At 61.0% G+C, this 21,312-nt stretch carries 17 protein-coding genes; 8 read left to right on the top strand and 9 right to left on the bottom strand.

Going from position 1 to position 21,312, the window contains the following annotated elements; genetic code table 11:
- Positions 1-49 precede the first annotated feature (49 nt).
- On the top strand, positions 50-1,504 hold the full coding sequence (iaaH, locus tag AC22G6_RS07315; RefSeq protein WP_108974698.1) for an indoleacetamide hydrolase: 1,455 nt from the start codon (positions 50-52) through the stop codon (positions 1,502-1,504).
- Between the two features lie 106 nt (positions 1,505-1,610).
- Entirely contained in the window at positions 1,611-2,369 is a 759-nt protein-coding gene (locus tag AC22G6_RS07310) for an SDR family NAD(P)-dependent oxidoreductase (protein WP_487366228.1), read from the top strand.
- Positions 2,370-2,379: 10 nt separating this feature from the next.
- Here AC22G6_RS07310 and AC22G6_RS07305 read toward each other — a convergent pair whose 3' ends face one another.
- Both AC22G6_RS07305 and AC22G6_RS07300 read right to left on the bottom strand, forming a co-directional pair.
- Entirely contained in the window at positions 2,380-2,805 is a 426-nt protein-coding gene (locus AC22G6_RS07305; RefSeq protein WP_108974702.1) for a VOC family protein, read from the bottom strand.
- Positions 2,806-2,878: 73 nt separating this feature from the next.
- A complete protein-coding gene (locus AC22G6_RS07300) occupies positions 2,879-3,664 on the bottom strand; it encodes an SDR family oxidoreductase (RefSeq protein ID WP_487366227.1) in 786 nt (261 codons plus the stop codon).
- A 117-nt stretch (positions 3,665-3,781) separates the two neighbouring features.
- Here AC22G6_RS07300 and AC22G6_RS07295 point away from each other — a divergent pair, with 117 nt between their 5' ends.
- Positions 3,782-4,678 (top strand): LysR family transcriptional regulator, encoded by an 897-nt coding sequence (locus AC22G6_RS07295; RefSeq protein WP_487366226.1) that lies wholly within the window; start codon positions 3,782-3,784, stop codon positions 4,676-4,678.
- Positions 4,679-4,787: 109 nt separating this feature from the next.
- Here the strand turns inward: AC22G6_RS07295 and AC22G6_RS07290 are convergent, their stop codons facing one another.
- From AC22G6_RS07290 to AC22G6_RS07275, 4 genes are read right to left on the bottom strand one after another with little or no spacing between them, the layout of a single operon-like run.
- Entirely contained in the window at positions 4,788-6,053 is a 1,266-nt protein-coding gene (locus tag AC22G6_RS07290; RefSeq protein ID WP_487366225.1) for a DUF1329 domain-containing protein, read from the bottom strand.
- Between the two features lie 20 nt (positions 6,054-6,073).
- Positions 6,074-7,672, bottom strand: a complete 1,599-nt coding sequence (locus AC22G6_RS07285) for a DUF1302 family protein (protein ID WP_487366224.1) — start codon at positions 7,670-7,672, stop codon at positions 6,074-6,076.
- A gap of 50 nt (positions 7,673-7,722) precedes the next feature.
- The gene (locus tag AC22G6_RS07280; RefSeq protein ID WP_487366223.1) at positions 7,723-10,089 is read right to left on the bottom strand and encodes an efflux RND transporter permease subunit; all 2,367 of its coding nucleotides are present in this window, start codon (positions 10,087-10,089) and stop codon (positions 7,723-7,725) included.
- A 56-nt stretch (positions 10,090-10,145) separates the two neighbouring features.
- Positions 10,146-11,234, bottom strand: coding sequence for a YCF48-related protein (locus AC22G6_RS07275; RefSeq protein WP_487366222.1), 1,089 nt, complete (start codon positions 11,232-11,234; stop codon positions 10,146-10,148).
- 302 nt (positions 11,235-11,536) lie between these two features.
- Here AC22G6_RS07275 and AC22G6_RS07270 point away from each other — a divergent pair, with 302 nt between their 5' ends.
- Positions 11,537-12,628 (top strand): AraC family transcriptional regulator, encoded by a 1,092-nt coding sequence (locus AC22G6_RS07270; protein WP_487366221.1) that lies wholly within the window; start codon positions 11,537-11,539, stop codon positions 12,626-12,628.
- A 206-nt stretch (positions 12,629-12,834) separates the two neighbouring features.
- Here AC22G6_RS07270 and AC22G6_RS07265 read toward each other — a convergent pair whose 3' ends face one another.
- From AC22G6_RS07265 to AC22G6_RS07255, 3 genes are read right to left on the bottom strand one after another with little or no spacing between them, the layout of a single operon-like run.
- The gene (locus AC22G6_RS07265; protein WP_487366220.1) at positions 12,835-13,698 is read right to left on the bottom strand and encodes a DmsC/YnfH family molybdoenzyme membrane anchor subunit; all 864 of its coding nucleotides are present in this window, start codon (positions 13,696-13,698) and stop codon (positions 12,835-12,837) included.
- A complete protein-coding gene (locus AC22G6_RS07260; RefSeq protein WP_108974718.1) occupies positions 13,695-14,342 on the bottom strand; it encodes a 4Fe-4S dicluster domain-containing protein in 648 nt (215 codons plus the stop codon). Before AC22G6_RS07260 ends, AC22G6_RS07265 begins: the two co-directional genes overlap by 4 nt.
- Before the next feature lie 3 nt (positions 14,343-14,345).
- A complete protein-coding gene (locus AC22G6_RS07255) occupies positions 14,346-17,066 on the bottom strand; it encodes a molybdopterin-dependent oxidoreductase (protein ID WP_487366219.1) in 2,721 nt (906 codons plus the stop codon).
- Between the two features lie 388 nt (positions 17,067-17,454).
- Between AC22G6_RS07255 and AC22G6_RS07250 the strand changes: the two genes are divergently transcribed.
- From AC22G6_RS07250 to AC22G6_RS07235, 4 genes are all read left to right on the top strand, one after another.
- Positions 17,455-18,471, top strand: coding sequence for an AraC family transcriptional regulator (locus tag AC22G6_RS07250; RefSeq protein WP_487366218.1), 1,017 nt, complete (start codon positions 17,455-17,457; stop codon positions 18,469-18,471).
- A gap of 131 nt (positions 18,472-18,602) precedes the next feature.
- A complete protein-coding gene (locus AC22G6_RS07245; RefSeq protein ID WP_487366217.1) occupies positions 18,603-19,733 on the top strand; it encodes an LLM class flavin-dependent oxidoreductase in 1,131 nt (376 codons plus the stop codon).
- Positions 19,730-20,287: a flavin reductase family protein gene (locus AC22G6_RS07240; protein WP_487366216.1), complete on the top strand. Its 558-nt coding sequence runs from the start codon at positions 19,730-19,732 to the stop codon at positions 20,285-20,287. The genes AC22G6_RS07245 and AC22G6_RS07240 overlap by 4 nt, the downstream gene beginning before the upstream one ends.
- Positions 20,284-20,877, top strand: coding sequence for a malonic semialdehyde reductase (locus AC22G6_RS07235; protein WP_487366215.1), 594 nt, complete (start codon positions 20,284-20,286; stop codon positions 20,875-20,877). Before AC22G6_RS07240 ends, AC22G6_RS07235 begins: the two co-directional genes overlap by 4 nt.
- Positions 20,878-21,312 lie beyond the last annotated feature (435 nt).

Raw genomic sequence — 21,312 nt, 5'->3', positions numbered from 1 at the left:
CGCAGCTCATTCGAGTGAAGAACACATTCCAGTACGAACAGGAGCACGCATGTCACGACACGCAGATAAACCGGACGTCCGCTTGTCCGAGCTGACGATAGCGAGCGCAGCCGCTCGAATTGCAGCTGGCGAACTGAGCAGCGAGGCACTCATGCATGCCTGCATTGACCAGGCGCAAGCGAGAGTCGATCTGAACATCTTCATCACGCTTGACACCGAGTGCGCACTCGCCGCCGCTCGCGAAGCCGATGCGGCAAGGGCGGCAGGTGTGCCGTGCAAGCCGCTGAGCGGGGTGCCGCTGGTCATCAAGGACAATATCCACGCGGCAGGTCTGCCGGCAACGGCCGGTACGCCGGCGCTGGCGACTTTCGTTCCGTCCGAGGATGCGCCCACCGTGAAGCGGCTCCGCGATGCAGGTGCCATCGTGCTCGGCAAGACCAATATGCACGAACTTGCCTTCGGTGGCACTGGTTACAACCATGCCTTCCACAGCAAGGAGACTGTCGGTGTGCGCAACCCCTACGATATGTCGCGTATCGCCGGCGGGTCTTCCTCAGGCAGCGCGGCGGCGCTTGGTGCCCGGATGGCGCTCGCGGCGCTCGGCACTGACACCGGCGGGTCGATGCGCATCCCGTGCGCCCTCAATGGATGTGCGTCGCTGCGGCCGTCGTGGGGGCGATATTCGGGCAAGGGGGTGATTCCGATCTCCAGCAGCCGCGACACGGTGGGGCCCATGGCCCTGTGCATGGCCGATGTGGCCCTGCTCGACGCCATCATCACCGGCGAGGCTGCCATGCCGCCGGTGCGGCTCGATACGCTTCGGCTGGGGGTGGCGAAGGGGTTCTGGGCGAATCTTGATGCCGATACCGAAAGTGTGGCCAAAGGCGCCGTTGCCCGACTTGAGGCGGTGGGCGTGAGCTTCATCGAGGTGCCTGATGCGCGTCTGCAGGAATTGAACGAACCGATCGGTTTTCCCGTGGTGTTCGGTGAAGCCTATGACGACATGTGCACCTATCTGCGCGAACAGGGACCCGGCATCAGCATCGAAACGCTTTACGAGCAAATCGCAAGTCCCGATGTAAAGGGCATCTACAAGGATCTGGTGCTGCCGAAGCGTACTTTCGGGCCGGATGGAACCCTGGTTGACGTCGAGCCCCTTTACCAAGAGGCGCTTCGTAGCGGACGTCCGGCGCTGAAAGCGCATTACCACGATCTTTTCGAGCGTTATCAACTCGACGCCTTCGTGTTTCCGACGACACCGATCGTGGCGCCCGAGGCGCGGCCGGAGGTCAGCCTGCCCGAGAACTTTCATCTGCTGATTCAGAACACCGAGCCGGCTGCCAGCGCCTGCCTGCCGTCGATTCAGTTGCCGATCGGGCTCGGGCCGAAAACCGGCCTGCCGGTCGGGCTCGAACTTGATGGTCCGGCAGCCAGTGATCGTCGCATGTTGGCGATCGGTATCGCCCTGGAGACGGTGCTCGGCCTGATTCCGGCAGCACTCTGAGCTCACGATTCTGCCGCGGGGTCAATCCTGCGGCAGCCCCAACCCGAACCGGCCCGTTTCTCACTCATCAGGTGAGAAACGGGCCGACTGACATGGAGCAACCGACATGACGTCTTACCCCGACCTTGAAGGCAAGGTTTTTCTCGTGACCGGCGGTGGCAGTGGCATGGGACGCGAAGTCTGCCTGGCGCTCGCCAGCGTCGGCGCAAAGGTGGTACTGGGTAATCGCAGCGAAAGCGCGGGCAGGGCGGTGGCTGATGCGCTCGGCGCGGCAGGCGGCACCGGCGTTTTCTGTCGCACTGACGTGTCGCGTGCAGCAGATTGCGCAGGCCTGGTTCAGTACGCGCTTGACGCCTTTGGGCGGGTGGACGGTGCGTTCAACAACGCAGGCTTGCAGCGCGAGTTCAGCGACATCCACGAAACGCCCGACGAGGATATTTCCGATGTGATCGACGTCAATCTCAAGGGCGTGCTGTACATGATGAAATACGTCTCCCGCGCAATGCTGGAGACGGGCGGTGGCGCAATCGTGAACAACAGTTCGATCTTCGGCCTCAAGGCGATGCCCCATCTCGCCTACTACGTTGCCGCCAAACACGGCATCATCGGCGCCACCCGTGCGGCGGCCCTCGACTATGCGGCTTCAGGCATCCGGGTGAATGCCGTGTGCCCCGGGCCGATCAAGACGCCTAGCCTGGACCGGGTCACTGGCGGCGACGATCTGATGTACGCGGATGCCGTGCCGATGCAGCGGATTGGCCAGGCATCGGAGGTCGCCTCCGCAGTCCTGTGGCTGCTATCCGCTCAATCTGCGTATGTCACGGGTAGCACTATCTCAGTCGACGGTGGCATGAGCGCGGGCTGAGTTTGCGCCGTTACTTCGCAAACAGTTGGCCCATATCCTTGAAAGCCTTGAACTCCAGGGCGTTGCCGCAGGGGTCAAGCAAGAACATGGTGGCCTGTTCGCCGACCTGCCCCTTGAAGCGGATATAGGGTTCGATCACGAACGCGGTGCCGAAGGACTTCAGGCGCTCGGAAAGTGCTTCCCATTGGCCCCATTCGAGTACGACGCCGAAATGCGGCACGGGTACGTCGTGGCCGTCCACCGGGTTGGTATGGGCGTGTTCCTGCGAGGCCGTAATGGGGTGCTCGTGGATGACCAGCTGATGGCCAAAGAAATTGAAATCCACCCATTGCGCGCTTGAGCGGCCTTCTTCAAGCCCGAAGACTTCGCCATAAAAACGCCGTGCAGCAGGGAGGTCGTGGACGGGGATGGCGAGGTGAAAGGGTGACAGACTCATTGGATGACTCCTGAAAAATGGTGTGTGTTTTTGTGGGGGCAGCAATGCGGGTTGCCGCCCGACCGCGACGCAATCAGACTGAGGGAATCAGCCCGCCGTCAATGCGGACGGTTGAGCCTGTCATGTATGAAGCGCGTTCGCTGGCCAGGAAGGTGACGACGTCTGCGTACTCTTCAGGCCTGCCGTAGCGCCCGAGCGGAATGGTCGCCGCGCTCTCGGATTCGACATCAGAGACGCCGCGTCCTTCACGCTGGGCGCGGGCACTGTCGAGGAACTGGGTGCGAGCAGTGGCAATGCGCCCCGGCACCACGACATTCACCGTGACCCCGTCCCGTGCGATATCCCGTGCGAGGGTCTTGGACCAGCCGACCAGCGAGATGCGCGCCGCGTTGGACAGGCCAAGATTGGGGATGGGGGCGATGACGCCGGACGAGGTGCTGGTGATGACCCGGCCCCACCCGCGCGCGCGCATGCCCGGCAGAATCAGATCGGTGATGCCGATGACCGACAGCACCATGGACTCGAACGCGTTGCGCCAGACATCGGCGGAGTGACCATGAGCTGGCCCCGGCGGGGGACCACCGGTGTTATTGACAAGGATGTCGATACCGCCGAGTTCCGCGAGTACGCGCTGCACCCCGGCTGTCCATTCTTCAGGTTTGCCCAGGTCCCAGACAAACGTGTGGGCAACGCCGCCTGCCTCACGCACTCTCGCTGCTGCCGCGGAAAGGGACTCCTCGCTTCTGCCGGCCAGACATACCACCGCGCCTTCGCGCGCCAGCGCCACAGCAATGGCGCTGCCCAGACCGCCCCCTGCACTCATGATGAGGGCACGCTTACCCTTGATGCCGAGATCCATGCTTTCTCCGTATTGGTTGACCGGCAGTGCCGTTGGTCGATGCGGTAGGATCCTAAAGGGACGGTCAGAAAAATAATATCAATATATTTTTGAGTAAAACACAAAGGAAATTTGTGAATGATTCGCGAACTGAAGACCCTCGTTGTCGTTGCCCGGGAGGCCAGCTTCGCCGCAGCGGGTGACCGGATCGGCCTTACACAGGCGGCCGTCAGCGCCCAGATGCAACGCCTTGAGAGGGAACTCGGATTCGCGGTCTTCGAACGCGTCGGACGCTCGGCACGCCTCAACAAGATGGGGCACCAGCTTCTGGTTCAGGCACAGGAACTGATCGCGCTCTACGACAACCTCGGAACCACGCCGCCGGGCGTTTCCGCTTCCGTGCTGGTCAGTGTCGGTGCCATCGCCTCGGTGCAACGGACCCTGCTGCCGGATGCGCTGGCCGGATTTCACCGGCAGCATCCGGGATGCCGCACACGGGTTATTCCCGGTCTGTCGATGGAACTGGTGAACCGGGTGGACGCGGGCGAGATCGACATGGCGGCAGTCATCCGGCCTCCGTTTTCGATGCAAAGTGACCTGTGCTGGACAGCACTGGCACGCGAACCATTTCGGCTGGTTGTCCCGCGCGATGTGGCGGGGGATGACTGGGCCGCGCTGTTGTCCCGCCACCCGTTCGTCCGCTACGATCGTGCGTCCTTCGGTGGGCGGCAGGTGGACCGGTTTCTGCGGGAGCGGCAGTTTGTTTTGCGTGAGGTTTGCGAGGTCGATGAGCTTGAAGCCATCGTCAAGCTCGTGGCAAATGGTGTCGGCGTCGCGCTGGTGCCCGAAACGTCGATCTTCAGGCGCTGGCCGGCGGCAGTGCGTGCCATCGACCTTGGACCGCACACCTTCCATCGCGATGTCGGCCTCGTGCACCGTGCGGTCGAGACACTCAGCGAGCCGGTGAGGGGGCTGGCTGCCTTGATCAGCACTCTGGCCCAAGGCACGCTGACACGACCGCAGAAGCAGTACTGATCTTGTGCGCCTTTTTGCCGCTGCACCAGCGTGCAGCGGCAACGGTCCTGGGCGGTGACCATGGGTGGACGCCGCAGCCCAGGACCGTGGGCTTGCCCCCTGCTGCGGATCAGCGTCCGGCGGCCTGCAGGGTCTGCAGGGTGAAGTCCTTCGAGCTCATGCCAGGCACGTTGGTTTTCCAGGTCGGTGAATCGACCAGGAACACGGTGGCATGGTTGCGCTGGAAGTCGATGATGGCGCCGCCGGCGGTACGAATGTCGGTGAAGCCATCTTCGGCCTTGGCCGCGTGGGAGTGGAATTCCATGAACTTCCAGAACTCACCCTTGCGGTTGTAAGCCTCGCCGTAATAGATGCGCGGATACTTGGTGTCCACATACAGCACTTTCTTGCTGTAAGGATGCTCGGACGGCGTCGTGGCTTCGATGACGTAGACTTCACGCGGCTCGAACTGGTTGTTGTTCATGTTCCAGAACGGGGCCTTGTCTTCCAGAACCGGATACTTGTCGGCGAAGTTCTTGCCGTTCTTGTTCCACAGCGGTGTCTTGCTGTTGGCCACTGCGAGCACCCAGCGCTTGCCGAGCATCTTGTAGCCCGGATACCAGCACGGGCGAGCGTTGAAGATCTCGAGGTCGTCCTGCAACTGGTCGGAAGAGCCGATCGGGTCCATCCAGGCGCCACCGGAGAGACGACGTACGCGTCGAACGGCGGGGATATAGGCCCAGACGTCGTTGACCTTGACCGAGTCGTACATGACGGTGAAGGTGCCGAGTCCCTTCATGTCCGATGGGGACTTGAAGTACAGCAGTTGGCGGCCGCGTTCGCTGCCGTCACCTTCGACGGCGTCGCCGGTGAGGCGACCCTTCATGGCATAACGGGTGAACTCGGCAACGGGTTCGGCATGTACGCCCTTTTCACCATCGATCAGCACCTGAGTGAAGTTCGGGACGTAGGCTACATCGCCGGTCAGCTGACCGAGATGCCAGTTCCAGATCACTTTTTCTGCGGCCTGGGGATCTTTCTCGTCGATGTTGGGGAAGGGCTGACCTGCACCCCAGCCGTCAACCTGACAGGTTTCCGCGTTGATCTTGGTCTTGCCTGCGTTGGCCTGCGAGGCCTTGACCCAGGTCGGGTCGAGCGGAATGGCCTTTGACTTGGCCAGGGGCAGCTTCCAGCCATTATTGCGGATCCGCCATTCCATGCGCTCGCTGAGCATGCTGGCAATGGTGTGGCCTTCAAACGTGTCGTTCTTGATCTTGTCGAGGTTCTCGGCCGAGATGATCGTACCTGCCGGCAGTTCAGCCGCATGGGCGGGAAGGGCTGCCAGCATCATTGCGGTGACCAATGATGCAAGAAGGGGCTTGTGCAGTTTATTCATGTGGAGTTCTCCGTCTGGGTTCAGAACAGGTAGGTCAGGCTGGTGTAGAGCTGGTCGCGCTTGTGGAAGTAACCGAACAGGCTGGCGTTGTCGCAGGTGTTCGCGCCGGATTGGCACTTGTTGCTGTCTCTCCAACTGTCGTTCCAGAACTTGTCGTACTCGACTTTCCAGCGCCAGTTCTTGGCCACTTCCATCGTTACCGAAGGCACGGCGAATCCGCCGCCGTAGGTCAGGTCGCTGCCAACCACCAACTCGGGTTTGATCCGTCCATTGTCATAGCTCAGGCTGAAAATACCGGTGAGCAGGAAGGAGTGCTCCTTGGTCTTTGCACCCCAGCCAACGGAGTTGAGTAGCCGGTCGTCGTTGTCGTAGTTCTGAATCCACTTGTCGAACAGCTGGACTGAGAAGAACATCGGCTTCTCGCTACCGAGCAGGCTCTGGGTGAAGGACAGGTTCTTGTCCATGCGCAGCATCCACGTCAGAACGTCCTTGCGCGTGAAGCCGTCAAAGCCAGGTGCGACGGCCTGCGAGGCGAGGGAGCCGGGAACCGCTGAAAAGTTGTAAGGCGCATCCTTCACGTAGGCGACTTCGGTGCTGAATACGGCATCCGCCCATTCCGCATAGCCACTGGCAGTCATGCCGAATACGTCAACCACTGGGTAGATGATGTTTCCGAACAAGCCGGTGGTATCGGAACGTCCCTGGGTGTTGACGCTGCTGGTGCCGGGCACGCCGTTGAACTTGCTGGTGCCGTTCATGATGGGGCTGGGCCAAAAGGTCTTCAGGTAGGACAGCGAATAATTGATGTCGCCTGCCATTCCGCTCCAGCGAATGCCACCCGTCGGCTTGCGTTGATCGCCCTTTTTGTTCTCGAAGTCGTAGGGGTCGATATTGCGGAAATCGACGCCGGCATAGGGCTGGCTCGACCAGCGCCCGCCGTAGACTTCGAGCTCGGTACCGATGTCCTTCTTACGGTCCCAGCCGGGCCGAATGAACATCTCGATGGCGCCGTCCAGTTCGGGCACGTCGATGTTGAACTTGGCCATGATATTGGTCTTGCGCAGTTCCTCGTTTGCGGGCTCGAGGAAGGAACGCCAGGTGTAGTCGAAGCCATGCACAAGATCGTTGGCTGCGAAGAAGTCGGTTTCACCCCAGGCGATCTGCTGCTTTCCCAGACGGACGCGTGTGCGCTCGCCAAGTGGAAAATCCACATACAGTTCGCGAACCACATCGCTGATGTGGTTGCGGTTGTAGAGGTCCATGATGTCGCCATCACGGTAGTTGTTCGCGCCCATCGTCTCCAGGTGACGGAGGAACGGAGTCTGAATCTCACCGACGCCACGAAGCTTGGCGACTACGGACACATCCGGCGTTGCGCGCCAGTCGATGTTGAGGCGGGCTGTGGTGCGTGCCATGGAGAGCTTGCCGCGGTCGTCGTAACCCGGCGTGTCCTTCCAGTCCATGGTGTTCCACGACAGTTCCTGCCGGAGATAGCCATCGATCTTCAGGTTGTCGTCTGCTGCGTACAGCGGCAAGGCACAGCCTGCTGTGACCAGCGCGAGGGTCAGGCGCTTCAGCAGGTGAGGCGCGCCTGCCCGGGGTTCTCTCTTGTTGTCCATGCTAACTCCCTTGAGTTGGGTGGAAAGGTGCTGCGCGGTGAAAAAAACTGTCAGGCCAGGGCTGTGCGGACGCTCGTCAGGGGCGCCGCCTGTGCCTTGCCGAAGATGAATGCGGGACGGAAAACCTTGATCACGGCAGGCATCACGAACAATGCCGACATCGCCGAGATGCAGAGCCAGATCGCCATCAGCAGGCCCATTTCGGCCTGGAAGCGCAGCGACGACAGCCACCAGATCAGGGTGCTGATGATGAGCACGCCGGCGGTGACGGCCACGCCCATGCCGGACGTGTGCAGTGCGTTGCGGATCGCCTCGTCCACCGTGCAGCCGCGGGCGTATTCGCCCTTGATGCGGTCGGCGATATACACCGCGTAATCGACGCCGAGCCCGATGCCCAGTGCCGCGACCGGCACGGTATTGATGTTCATGCCGATGCCCTTCCACGCCATGAAGCTGAAGGTCAGGGTGTTGGAGATGATCACCGGCAACATGAACAGCATGCCGGCCACCGACGAGCGGTAAGTCACCATGCACACGACGACCAGCACCACCAGGGCGAGCGCGATCGACTCGATCTGGCTCGACAGGATGATTTCATTGACTGCGGCGATCACGCCGATGGAACCGCCCGCCAACTGCCACTCTCCATTGGCGAGCGGGTTGCCGGCGATGAACTCCTTGATCCGTGCGACAGCGGTGCGGATGGTTTCGCCCTGGCGGTCGCGGAACATCAGGGTCACCGCACCGTTGGACGCATCGCCATCGATGAAGCGGTCCATGTCGCCCGGTTCGGATACCGACTCCAGGATCGCCATGAGACTGCCGTTGATCGCCTCTTCGTCGCTCAGCTCCAGATAGCGCGGATTGCCCTCGCGCAGCGTACGGTTCATTACTGGCAGGACGTCGGCGATGGACACTGACGCGCCCACCTCCGGCTGTACCTCAATGAAACGCTGCAGCGCGTTCATCGCCAGCAAGGCCTCGCTGGTCTTCACATAGCCTTCCTGACCGTCCTTGCCCAGCACGATGAACATCCGGTCAACACCCTGGAAGCGCTGGTTGATCGCAGCTGCATCCAGGTTGTAGCGTGATTCCGGCCACAGGATGGGCGAGCCCGGTTGCGGATCGCCGATCTTCAGGTTCAGTGCGTACAGGCCGGAGCCGAGGATCACCAGCGTGCTGCAGCCGACCACGACGTAACGGAAGCTGGAGGTGCCCATCCATACACCAAAGTCGAGCACGCGGCGCAGTAGCGGGGTGACGTCCAGCCCGTGCACATGACCGTGCGGGTGACGGATGAAGGACAGCAGAATGGGCGTCAGCAGGAGCGCACTGACCACCAGCGTGGATACCCACACCACCGCCAGCAGCGCGAGCTTCTGCAGCATCGGGATCGGGCTCATGATCACCACCGCGATGCAGGCCGCATCCGACACCACGCCCAGCATGCCCGGGCGCAGCAGGTCGCGGATCGAAGCCAGTGCCGCATCTCGCGATGTCTCGCGACCGCTTTCGATGCTGACGATCTCGTCGTTGAAACGGTTGATGATCTGAACCGCATGCGACACCGCACGCGAGGTAATCAGCATGGCGACCACGATCACCAGCGGTTCAAAGGTGATGCCCAGCAGCGCGCACATGCCCAGCGCCCAGGTGGCACTGACCGCACCCGCGACCAGCGGCAGCAGCACGCTGCGCCAGGTACGCAGGATGATGAACAGCATCGCCAGTGTGGCAACCACGGCCAGCGCGATGATCTTCATGGTCTCTGGCAGGTAGTGGTTCACCCAACCGAACAGAATGGGGTCGCCCACCATGCTGACGTGCACCTTGTCGTTCTCGAAGCCCTCGGCGAGGGCCGAAACCTCCTTGAACACCTTGCTGTAATCCACCTCGCGGTCGATGAAGTCCACCGTGATCAGGGCCGCTTTCAGGTCCTGAGACACATAGGCGCCATACACCAGCGGATTACGCAGCACGGCTGCGCGCAATTCAGCGATCTCATCCGCGCTGCTGGGCGCATCCGGCCACATCAGCGGCCGTGTCTCGATGCCTTCTGTCGAGGCGCGGACCTCTTTCAGCTTCTTGCTGGCCAGCGAGATGATCTGAAAGGGATTGACCGCCGAAACTTCGCGCAAGCCAAGGGTGATGCCGCGCACTGTATTGAGCACTTCAGGCTGGAAGATCTCGCCCTCGCGCGCCTCGACCATGATCGTGACCATGTTCGAGCCGCCGAAGGTGTCCTTGAAGCGTTCGTGGGTTTTGATATATGGGTGGTTCGAGGGCAGCATGTCCTCGAACACCGTGCGTACGTCCACCTTCAGTGCAAAAAAGCCGAGCACGATGGTGATCAGGGAAATCAGCGCCAATACCCAGGCGCGATGGCGAATACATAGCTGTCCGAACTGATTGATCATAGGGGCGCGTCCACTAGGGATGAGATGCAAGGGAAAGAGGGCTGCGTCAGGGCGCTTTAATTGGTCGGCTGCGGGGCGTGGTTGCCGACAGGGCTCCATCGCTCGTTAGCCCACAGACCGACGTTGGCGCCGGCGAACCAGGTGCCTTCAGGCGTCGGCAGTGCGCGCGTGTGCCAGCTCATGTCGTGGCTGTCGAACCGCCCATGGCGCATGTCGCTGACTTCTGCATCCGCGCGCAGCCAGACGCCCTGGTCGCCAGCCACCATCCAGCTCGCATGCGCTGCATCCCAGACCACATCAAAGAGGTGAACGGCGACGCCGCTATCTGCGCTCTGCCAGCTCTGTCCGCCGTCCCGGGTGACCAGCACCACGCCTTCCAGGCCAACGGCCATCCCGTTCAGCGGGTCACGAAAGGCAACTGCCATCAGCGAGCTTTCCACCTCGGACTTGTGCTCGGTCCAGGTCTGGCCGTTGTCAGACGAGTACAACATCTGGCCGAATTCACCGACCACCCAGATCTGTCCGTCGCCTAGCAGCGCAAGGTCGTTCCAGGCGTTGTCCTCTTCAGGGCGGCGGCGCTCCCACTGCTTGCCGTAATCGCTTGAGTGCAGCAGAGCGCCCATCTCGCCAACGGTCCACGCCACGCCGTCGGCCGCCACGCGCACCCGCACCAGCTTGTTGGCGACCTCAGAGCGCGGTGCGTTGGTGGTCGGCACCCAGGTCTGGCCACCGTCCCCGGTGGTGATGATCACGCCGTCGTTACCGACTGCGATGCCGTGGGTGGTGTCCCAGGTTGCGATGTCCTGAAGCGACTTGCTCGTGCCGCTGGCGAGCAGGCGGGTATCGCCATTTGGACTCAGGGCGACAATCTTGCCGCCGCTCCCTGCCAGCCACAGACCTTTGTCGCCATTGCTCGCGAGGCCGTAGTACTGGTCGCGGCGCTCCAGTACCGGTGGCTGTACGGTTTCACCGACAGGTTGCGGCTTGATGAAGAAGGCTGCCCACAGCAGGGCTGCAATGATTGACCACGGCAACAGCATGATCAAAGTGTCGGTAAGCATCTTTGCAGGGCTGCGTGGTGACAGCATGCGCGATGACGGCGACATGGTTGCGGGCGGGGTTACGTTCTCGGGGATTCTGTCCATTTTGCGGGGCTCAGTTGGCTCTTCGTTCCGCCGCCGTTGGGTACGACGGTTCATGGCCGCAAAGCTAGGCCTTCGCTCCGCACGGGGCTATCCGTTCAACGCACGCCTTATCCAATTCGTGCAAGTGATGTCCGTGGCCTGCATTCAGGCCTGAAAACACACCTTAAAAGTTCAGACAGGAATAGTTGTTGCTTAAAGGAGTGCAAAAAGCCGATTTCATCCGCCTGTACACCCGGTGCAGCCAAGTTGATGATCTGAAATCGTTTTTCTGCACCGTATCGGTGCGATGACGCACGTTTGGAGTGCATGGGCGTTTGGTTAAGCACCAACTGGCGATGGGAAGTCCCCGCATAAAACGGAGAGAAGCAGATATGAACTTCGATACGCTTGCACCGCAGCCTGTACCCGGCGAACTGCTGTCCCGCTATCCGGTTTTTCATACTGAGGATATGGACGAGGCCCGTCGGCGGGGGGCGGACGTATTCTGTGATCATCGCCTTGACTTCGCGGGTGCCGATCGTTCCTTTGATGCCCGCATGTGCTACCGCCGCCTGCGCGGCATCGGTTTGGGGCGGATGACCTACGGCGGCGATGTCACCATCGATCCAGGCCAGCTCGATGCTTTCACCCTTGTGCAGATGCCGCTTAGCGGACATGAACGGATTCGCTGCGGCAACATCGCCATTGACTCCTGTCCTGGCGTTGCGTCGGTGGTCAGTCCCAAGCGGCCGGTCACGATGCAACACAGTGCAGGGACAGAAAAGATCTTTATCCGTATCGACAGCGGAGTGCTTGAGCGCCACTGCATCCAGCACCTTGGGTACGACCTTCGCGATTCCATCGACTTTCGCCTCGACATGCACCTGGATAGTGTCGCTGGGCGACGCTGGATGCGTGCGGTGCAGTGGTTGTTCGCCGAGGCCGAGCAGGACGGCGTCGGAGAGGGGGCGATCGCGCTGAGTTCGCCCCTGCTGGCGGTGCAGATCGAGCAGATGCTGATCTCGATGCTGCTGATGTGCCAGCCAAACAACTACACCGAACGTCTTCAAGGTCAGTCTCCGTCAATTGCGCCGGCCTTCGTAAAACGTGTCGAGGAGTACATCGAAGAGCATGCCGATGAGGCGCTGACAATCGTCGACCTTGCCGAGTACGTCGGTGTCAGCAGTCGTTCGCTGTTTGCAGGATTCCGGCGTTTCCGCGACACCACACCAATGAACCATCTGAAAGAAGTACGCCTGAAGCGGGTGCACGACGCGCTGCTGAACGGTTGGGCTGGTGACACCACGGTGACCCGTGAGGCCATGCGCTGGGGCTTCTCCCACCTTGGTCACTTTGCCACCGCATACAAGCGTCGTTTTGGTGAATCGCCGTCTGAGACACTGACACGCGGCTGACGCAAAAAAATACCCGAGTGCAAAGCACTCGGGTATCAAGCGAACGGGGTGTCCGGTTAGGGACAGGGTCTGGAGAGGCTCCCCGTTCGGGCAGAGAGATCTTGCTTGTCGGCAACCAGGGCGATTACCCGCAGCGGGTTGCCGGGGCCGTTACCGATCTGCAGCGCTGTGGGTGGGATTCAGGCGTTTGCCTTGTTCAAGGTCTGTCACGCCCGGTTCGCCAGCGGATGTCCCCGACGCAGCTTGTTGCCGAGTGCGTAGCCCTGGACCTGCGCCGCACGGGTGATCAGGAGGTATTTGAACCACCACCCGGCCGCCAGTGCCGTAAGGGCTGCTACTGCCGTACCGGGCGCAGCGATGGCAGGCACTGCAATGGCCAGCGCGACAGCCAGGGCCGGCAGCACCGTTCCGCCCAATAGCGCGCGGTGCACAAGCCCGAGTGTCGCCCGTGTGGAGCGCGGCGCATCGGAGGCGAGCATGCGCGAGCGGTAGATCCACCACGCGCCGAAGCGCAGCACGACCAGTACGAGCAGGGCGGCTGGCATGTTGGCGTATGCAGTGCCTGTCGCAAGGTCTGCCAGCATCAGGAGGGCGAGGCCTTCAACGAGGCCGGTGCTGATGATCAGGCGCACGATGCTGAACTCACGCCAGGCCGGTATGCCTTTGGCTGCGCGCAGGATGCGGCCCTGGCAGTAGAGGAAGAGCAGGCCGGCCAGCGCTGCGGCACCGGCAGCCAGGTTCATCCCGGTCACGATTGTTGCGACCACGAGAAGGGCGATCAGGCCGGCGACGAAGGCTTCCCGGGTCATCCATGAGGTCTGAGGGTGGAAGAGCACGTTGAATGCGCGCCATGGACGGCCGATTTCGGTCCACACGGAGGCGAGACCGGCGCCGATCAGGCTCAGTGCGAGCGCGAGCAGGGGCCAGTTGGGGGTGTCGGGCCAGGACGCGAGCACGGTGATGGCGAGCAACGCCGATCCGGCCCCACCGAAGATGAAGTTGGCCGCTGCGCGACCGTCCCAACTGGTCTGGTGGCTGGTGCCGAAGCGTGCGAATTTCTCGTTGATCATTTTTCGTTCCAGAGATAGTAGAAGCCCGGATCGGTACCCAGTTCTTCGTGCATGCGAAACCAGGTGTTCTCGGTCAACAGTTCGGACACATTGCTGTTGGGGTCTTCCAGATCGCCGAAGGTAAGCGCGTTGGCGATGCAGGCATTGGCGCAGGCCGGGGTGGCGTCGGGATCAACGCCCGGCGTGAGCCCCTTTTCCAGTCCGGCGTCGACGCGGTCTGCGCAGAAAGTGCACTTCTGCGCAACCCCGATGCGACCGGCGTCGAAGCGGATGGCTTCGTTTTCGGTCGGCGTGTCACCGTAGGCAAAGCGCGCTTCTTCCACCTTGTAGCGCGCCTGATAAGGACAGGCGACAGCACAGTACGAGCAGCCGATACAGATGTCGTAGTCGATGGTGACGATGCCGTCCTTGCGCTGGCCGGTGGCGGTACTCGGGCAGACTTCCATGCACGGAGGATCGGAACAGTGCTGGCAGCCCACCGGCATGAACAGGCGGTCCACATTCGGGTACTCGCCCATCTCGATGTCGAGCACCTTGCGCCACTGCACGCCGGGCGGAGTCGCGTTGGTGTGTCTGCAGGCGGCGGTGCAGGTCTGACAGCCGACACAGCGATTGAGGTCTGCAACCATTACGTAGCGGGTCATCGCTCAGCTCCTGATTTTCTTGATCTTGACCAGCACGGCATCGACCGCTGAGCCGGTGCCGTCGACAAGGTCCATGTTCATCGGCACCAGATTGTTGAGGCTGGGCATGTCGAGATCCTTGGCGTAGGGGGTCTTCCAGTGGCCGAACTGGCCAACCATGACGATGGTGTCGGGACGCACGCCCTGACGCAGCAACGCTCGGCCGGTGGTGACGCCGACCGGTGATGTCACCTCGATGCGGTCGCCCTGTTCGATGCCCATGTCCTCGGCGATCCTGGCGTTGATCATGATGCCGTCGTGGCCGGCGATGTTGGCCGCGACCTCGCGGATCATCTGCAGGCTGACATTGCCACCCCAGGCGTACTGCATGCTGCGTGCGGTGAGGAGCCAGAAGGGGTAGTCCTTGGCCTTGATGCCGTAGCTGCGCTCGTAGGCTTCGGACCACAGCTTGTTGAGGTCTTTCCAGGTGGGCAGGGGTTCGTATTCGTGCAGCTGACGGTCCCACCACGTGACGCCCTGTTCGTGCAGGCGGGCGGCAAGCTGCTTGCCGATGCGCAGCACGCGCTCCTGATAGGGCAACTCGAAGCGCAGGCCGAGATCCTCCATGCGCGGGTACAGATACCAGTTGATCTTGGGGAAGGGTTTGACGCGGAATCCCTTCTCCTTGAAGTAATCGAGCCCGTCACTGGACGTGCCGTCGGTGACGTCGGCGCTTGCTGCGCGACAGACTGCATCCCAGGTTTCATCAACCGAGTGCGCCTTGCTGATGTCGAGCGAGAAGTCGTACTGCTCGGTCTTGAGCGGCAGGCCGGCTGCGCCCATGTTGATCATGGTGTTGTAGGCTTCGAGCAGGCCGGTGCGTTTTGCCAGTTCGGTCGAGATCCAGGTGAAGTCCTTCGCCTCGCCCTGCGGCTTGACCACCGGCTGGCGCAGCACCCAGCCCTGACTGTCCCAGAACTGTTCGAAGTAATGGGTACCGCCGAGGCGGATCAGCTGCGTGCTTTCCAGGTCGATGGCCTCGGGCAGCACGAGGTCGGCAAAGTGGTTGGTCTCGTCCTGGGTGTAGGAGAAAGCGACGGTGAAGGGGAAGGTCGCCATCGTTTCGCCCATCTTGTCCGTCTCGGAGAACGAGATGTTCGGATTGCAGCGATAGACGAACCACAGGTCGGGCGGTTTCGGTTTGCCCCAGCTCTCGGCCGCACGTCCTTGCAGGCGCATCCAACTGAGTACGGTGGAGCCCATCAACTGGCTGGTGAGGCCGCCGCCGATGATCGGAATCAGCGTAGTGTGGCCGTGGCGGTTCTGCGGCTGCGACTCCCAGTGTTCCTTGTCCGTGGGGTTGAACGGGTAGTCCAGAAAACCGTCCGGGTGCGGCGCGACCGAACCCATGCGGTCGAAATCCATCCCTGAGATGTGTACCGTGCTGCCGAGCAGTCCGCCGGGTACTTCGAGACCGCCGACCAGGATCATCAGCATGGTGCGCGCCCACACGCATTCGTAGGCGCCCCAGCCGTTGTTGACGCCTTTGCCCAGCATGACCGCCACGGGGCGGAAGGGCAGGGTGCGGCCCTCGAACTCAATGGTTTCGCCGATGCGTGCGTGTTCGAGAAACTCGGTTGCGATGCGGCGGATCGTTGCTGCGGGAATGTCACAGACCTGCGCGGCCCATTCCGGCGTGTGTGGCTCGACCATGCGCCGCGTCACCTCCAGCGCAGTTTGCGCGGTGGCCGATGTGTGTTCCCAGACCTGTTCGTCGGCGCCGACCTCGATGCCGGCGAGGGCAAATTCGCCGAGCAGCACCGGGTCGATGCCCGGCGTGTCGAAAACAACGGCCCCACCGCTTTTGGCGTCCCACATCAGGGGTTTGCGCGAAACCGGATCGCGCATGAAGAAGCCGTTGGGTCCGACAAGATACGGCGACCCGGTGCGCAGCTTCAGGAAAGGAACGTCCAAGTCTGCGAGCGAGCGCTCATGCAGCAACACATGCAGCATCGCGTAAAGGAAGGCCGGGTCGGTCTTGGGGCGGATCGGTAGCCACTCGCTGGCCGATGCACCTGTAATCGACAGGTGCGGTTCGATCTGTATGCGCTTGATGCCGCGTGCGCGGGCGTCGGCATGGCGACGCACGCTCGTGACACCGCCAGATGCGTCGATGTTGTTGCCGAAGGAGACGATGTACTCGCAGCGTGGCGTGTCGGGGCAGACGGTGAAGGCGCGATGCCACAACTCGCCGTACACATGCTCGGTGTGATAGCACTTGACCGTGCCACCCGCGCCGAGACTCTGGTCGACCGGCCCCCATGCGGCGAGGAAGGAGGCAAAGGTGCCCATGTAGAAATAGGGGGTGGCCGCGCCGCCGGTGGTAAAGGCAACCCGCGGGTAGCCCTGCTCATCGACCAGGCTGGTCGCGCGTATGGCGTTCAGTCTGGTGGCAATGGTGTCGAGTGCTTCTTCCCATTCGATCTCGACCCAGCCCGGATCCTCGTTGCGCCCCTTGTTCGGGTTCGTGCGCTTGAGTGGCTTCAGCAGCCGGTTCGGGTTGTAGATCTTTTGCACGAGCCCGTACGGCTTGACGCAGACCTTGCCGTCGGCCGGGTGATAGCCCTTTGCTTCAAAGTTTGGGGCGACGGTCGTGGCGACACCGTCCGTGACCTCGACGGTCAGCATGTCCGGTCCATTGACGCACTGATAACAGTAGGTCGCGACCTTGTGCGTTGTGCTCATGATGTGGATGTGCTCCTGACGGGAATTCGGTTGCGATGAAGCCGTGACGAAACGCCGGCCGACGCTTTGGTCGCATTGAACGGACTGTGACGGTGGCACCAGCTTAGGTGGGGCGACAGGGGACCGACTATCCGCTCGCTGCACTCACTGTCCCGGAACTGCAGATACAGTGAATTGAGCTGCAGGAGGCAGTTGCCACGCAGCGCCTTCGATACTCGATGCCTGCCTAACAAAGTTCATATGCATTTTTGTTCAGGACGACAGGGTTTTCCTCGCTCCGGCAGTGCGGGGCGTACTGAAAAATTGATAGACGAGCGTTACTTAGGTCTGTTTTAATTTAGACATAAATAAATTTTGCATCTCGCAAAAGACACTGGAGAGGCACTCCATGGAGACAACAAACCACTTTGGATCGGGCGGCTCCCGCTCCATGCTGGAGAATTTCCCCTTGTTTCGCACATCCGATCCGGATGAAGCCCGCGACCGCGTTTCACGGGTGTTTTGCGAGCATCGACTCAGGGTCGTAAGTGGTGGATCGCGTGTGGGAGCCGAGATGTACTACCGGCCGATCCGGGGTATCGGCATCGGGCGCATGCGCTACGGTGCGAGTGTCGCAATCGACCCGGGTAGCCTTGAAAGCTTTGCGCTCATTCAGATGCCGATTCACGGCTCGGAGGTGGTCGAGCATGGTGGCAGCACGGTGGACACCAATGCTGATGTTGCCTCGGTGCTCAGTCCGTCGCTTTCATTGCGTTTGCGTCACGGTGAGGACACCGAGAAGCTTTTCATCAAGATCGATCGAGGCGTGCTTGAGCGTCACTGCAGGCAACACCTCGGCGGTGAACTCAAGAGCCCTATCGAGTTCTGCCCGGCAATGTCATTGCTTGCCCCCCGAAGCCTGCCTTGGGTTCGCCTGATGAAGTGGCTCTATGAAGAGGTTGGCCAGGACTCACAAGGGCAAGGCGTGATTCTCGACTCACCACTGTTCGCGGCCCAGATCGAACAGATGGTGATCACGACACTGCTGCTTTGCCAGCCGCACAACTACTCGGACCGGCTTGCGGATGATGGTCCGTCGATTGCGCCGAGTTTTGTGCGCAAGGTTGAACGTTTCGTCGAGGAAAACGCAGATGAGCCGCTGACCATCGGCGATCTTGCCGAAGAGGCTGGCGTGAGCACGCGCTCGCTCTTTGCGGGATTCCGCAAGTATCGGAATACGACCCCGATGCAGTACCTGAAGGACGTTCGCATGCGGCGGGTACACGAAGACCTGCTGCGGGCTTCGCCGCAAGTCACCACGGTGACCACGATTGCGGGGCGATGGGGCTTCTCCCATCTGGGTCATTTCACCGTCGATTACAAACGCTGTTTCGGCGAAAGTCCGTCGGTAACCCTCCATCGTTGATTCCTGCAGGACGAGGATAGTCGGGTCAGTTTCGGGATAGTGAGCTTTCCAGTGGAAGACTAGATTTGAAGTGTGCCGAACAAGGTTCAAGGCATCACTTCGCTGAATCAGTGCTTACACAAGGAAAGGTCATGAAAGAAAAGCCTCAGGTCTTTATTCCCCCCGTTCGTAATGACAACAAGTTCAAGCTTGGTTTCTTTGCCACCAACTGCTCCGGTGGCATGGCGGGCACGCAAGTCGAAGAGCGCTGGAAGAACACTTGGGAGAACAACCTTCGCCTCGCCCGTCAGGCGGACGAAGCTGGAATCGAATTCATGCTGCCGATTGCACGCTGGATCGGTTACGGCGGTGCGACCGACTTTCATGGAAACGTCCTGGAGACCATGACTTGGGCGGCAGGCCTGCTGGCACACACGAAGAACATCAACGTGTTTGCCACCATCCACACGGCCTGTAATCATCCGATGGTCGTCGCCAAGCAGATTGCCACTATCGATCAGATCGGGCGCGGGCGTGCAGGCCTCAATATCGTTTGCGGCTGGAACAAGCCCGAGTACGAGGCCATGGGGCAGACACTTCCCGACGATCACGAAACCCGCTACGAAATGGGGCAGGAGTGGTACGACATCATCAAGAAGGTCTGGTACGAGGACGAGCGCTTCGACTGGGATGGCAAGTACTTCAAGCTCAAAGGCGCCTACGGCCAGCCGCACCCGGTTGTCGACCGCGTGCCAATCTTCAACGCAGCAGGTTCGTCGCAGGGCCGTAACTTCGCAACCCGTAATGCTGACTTCCTGTTCACGTCGGCAATCGATCTTGCGCGTTCAAAGGTCGAGGTTCAGGAAATCAAGGCGCAGGCAGCCGCAAACGGGCGTGAGATCGACGTACTGACCTTCTCCTATGTGGTCTGTCGTCCGACGATCAAGGAAGCAGAGGATTACCACCACTACTATTCGCAGGAGCATGCCGACTGGGCCGCGGTGGACAACATCATCAGCCTGATGTTTGCTCATGCGGAGTCCTTCCCCAAAGACCAGCTACAGCTGATTCGTGATCGGTTCTCCGGCGGCCATGGCGGATATCCGTTGATTGGCGATCCGGTAACCGTTGCCGACGGCATTCAGAAGCTGTACGAGGCCGGCTTTGCGGGCAGCACACTGTCGTTTGTGGACTATGCAGAGGAGTTTCCGTATTTCCGCGACAACGTCCTTCCTATTCTGGAAGCACGCGGATTGCGCAATGCGTTCAAGGTGAAGTCATGAGTGCGCAGGCCCGACCGGCCACGGTATCGGATCACACCGTGGTTCCGGTCGGCTTCGGCCGCGTCTCGAGCGAGTCGTACAAGGGCGGCATGCGCAGGGTTGCGCAAGGTGTTGCAATTGCAAGTCTTGCCCGCGGTAGCGAGCGGGCCGGGCTGACGATTTCATCATTTTCGTCGCTGTGCGCAGACCCCCCAAGAATGCTCGCCTGTATCAGCAAGACTGCGGGCGCCTTTCCCTTTTTGCAGCGGGGCGGAAATCTGGCAATCAATGTCCTGGCCGAAGGGCAGGAAGCCCTTGCCCTGCGCTTTTCGTCCTCGAGCGTTAAAGGAGATGCGCGTTTTGAAGTAGGGCGGTGGGAGACCGGAGAGAGTGGTGCGCCTGTACTGGATGATGCCCTCAGTGTTTTCGATGGACGCATCAAGGACATCGTCGACGCCGGAACCCATGTGATTGCGGTCATCGACGTGCTTGCGGTGAGCGGACAGGGCGACAAGCAGGCCTTGCTCTATGTCGACGGTCGCTTTGCGACGCTGGCAGCGGAGGATGTCGGGTGACAGATCAGACATTGAGCGGCTCGGCACTCGATCGTCTTTTTCTGGAGGCCCGAACGCACAACGCGTGGCAGGGCCGTCCAGTGTCAGAGGATGTGCTGCGCCAGTTGTATTCACTCGCCAGCATGGGGCCGACGAGCTTTAACGGCAGCCCCATGCGCCTGGTGTTCGTATGCTCCGATGAGGGGAAAGCGCGGCTGTGCGAGGCACTGTTGCCTTCCAACGTGGCAAAAACGATGCAGGCACCAGTGTGTGCCATCGTGGCCCATGACATGAGCTTCTGGGAGGCGTTTCCGACCCTGTCACCGCACAAGGATGTGCGCGGCTATTTTCGCGACAACGCCGCATTGACCGAGGAAACGGCGTTTCGCAACAGCTCGATGCAGGGCGCCTATCTGATCATGGCTGCGCGGGCGCTGGGTCTCGACTGTGGTCCGATGTCCGGTTTCGACCGCAGCCGCGTCGATGAGCTGTTCTTCGAGGGCACATCGTGGCGAAGCAATTTCCTCTGCAATCTGGGCTACGGCGACCCTTCTGCGCTGTATCCGCGCAATCCCAGGCTGGCATACGAAACAGCCTGTCGTCTCGCCTGAGCGTTCTCGTTTGGGGGGGGTGATGCTGGGCTGATCTTGGTGCGTTGCTCTTGGAACTCGCTCCTGCATGAATCACCCCGGGGGACGAAGCTTCCACTCTGGAGAATCCTGTCATTCTCAATCAGATGCGACGAACGATGGTGGCCTCGGGCTATTGCCTGACCGGCTTGTTCCCAAGGGGCGGGGCGGTAGCCCCCACCGTCAATGCCTCCGCCCTTGCGCTAGAAATCCTTGGCAACCCGGCAGGACACGTGCTCTGAAAGCGTGGCGTGAAGGGCTCTCTAGATGTCCTTGGGAGCAGTTTGATTACGATTCATGTTGTATGACGAGCGCAGGCGGCCTGCCTTAAAACCACCAAAATACGTCATCTAGTAAATACGCACATTTTAAATAAGGGTATTGATCTTAAACTTCACTTCTGTATTATCCGCTCGT

The organism is Parazoarcus sp. PS-13 R2A (genome assembly GCF_057621855.1).
Note: the sequence above shows the minus strand (reverse complement) of the source record. Positions and strands in the feature narration are given on the sequence as shown.

Coding starts and splice junctions, on each gene's coding strand:
- AC22G6_RS07280 (WP_487366223.1), bottom strand. CDS start 10,089: ATGATCAATCAGTTCGGACAGCTATGTATTCGCCATCGCGCCTGGGTA.
- iaaH (WP_108974698.1), top strand. CDS start 50: ATGTCACGACACGCAGATAAACCGGACGTCCGCTTGTCCGAGCTGACG.
- AC22G6_RS07290 (WP_487366225.1), bottom strand. CDS start 6,053: ATGAATAAACTGCACAAGCCCCTTCTTGCATCATTGGTCACCGCAATG.
- AC22G6_RS07260 (WP_108974718.1), bottom strand. CDS start 14,342: ATGACCCGCTACGTAATGGTTGCAGACCTCAATCGCTGTGTCGGCTGT.
- AC22G6_RS07310 (WP_487366228.1), top strand. CDS start 1,611: ATGACGTCTTACCCCGACCTTGAAGGCAAGGTTTTTCTCGTGACCGGC.
- AC22G6_RS07255 (WP_487366219.1), bottom strand. CDS start 17,066: ATGAGCACAACGCACAAGGTCGCGACCTACTGTTATCAGTGCGTCAAT.
- AC22G6_RS07275 (WP_487366222.1), bottom strand. CDS start 11,234: ATGGACAGAATCCCCGAGAACGTAACCCCGCCCGCAACCATGTCGCCG.
- AC22G6_RS07245 (WP_487366217.1), top strand. CDS start 18,603: ATGAAAGAAAAGCCTCAGGTCTTTATTCCCCCCGTTCGTAATGACAAC.
- AC22G6_RS07285 (WP_487366224.1), bottom strand. CDS start 7,672: ATGGACAACAAGAGAGAACCCCGGGCAGGCGCGCCTCACCTGCTGAAG.
- AC22G6_RS07265 (WP_487366220.1), bottom strand. CDS start 13,698: ATGATCAACGAGAAATTCGCACGCTTCGGCACCAGCCACCAGACCAGT.
- AC22G6_RS07300 (WP_487366227.1), bottom strand. CDS start 3,664: ATGGATCTCGGCATCAAGGGTAAGCGTGCCCTCATCATGAGTGCAGGG.
- AC22G6_RS07305 (WP_108974702.1), bottom strand. CDS start 2,805: ATGAGTCTGTCACCCTTTCACCTCGCCATCCCCGTCCACGACCTCCCT.
- AC22G6_RS07240 (WP_487366216.1), top strand. CDS start 19,730: ATGAGTGCGCAGGCCCGACCGGCCACGGTATCGGATCACACCGTGGTT.
- AC22G6_RS07250 (WP_487366218.1), top strand. CDS start 17,455: ATGGAGACAACAAACCACTTTGGATCGGGCGGCTCCCGCTCCATGCTG.
- AC22G6_RS07295 (WP_487366226.1), top strand. CDS start 3,782: ATGATTCGCGAACTGAAGACCCTCGTTGTCGTTGCCCGGGAGGCCAGC.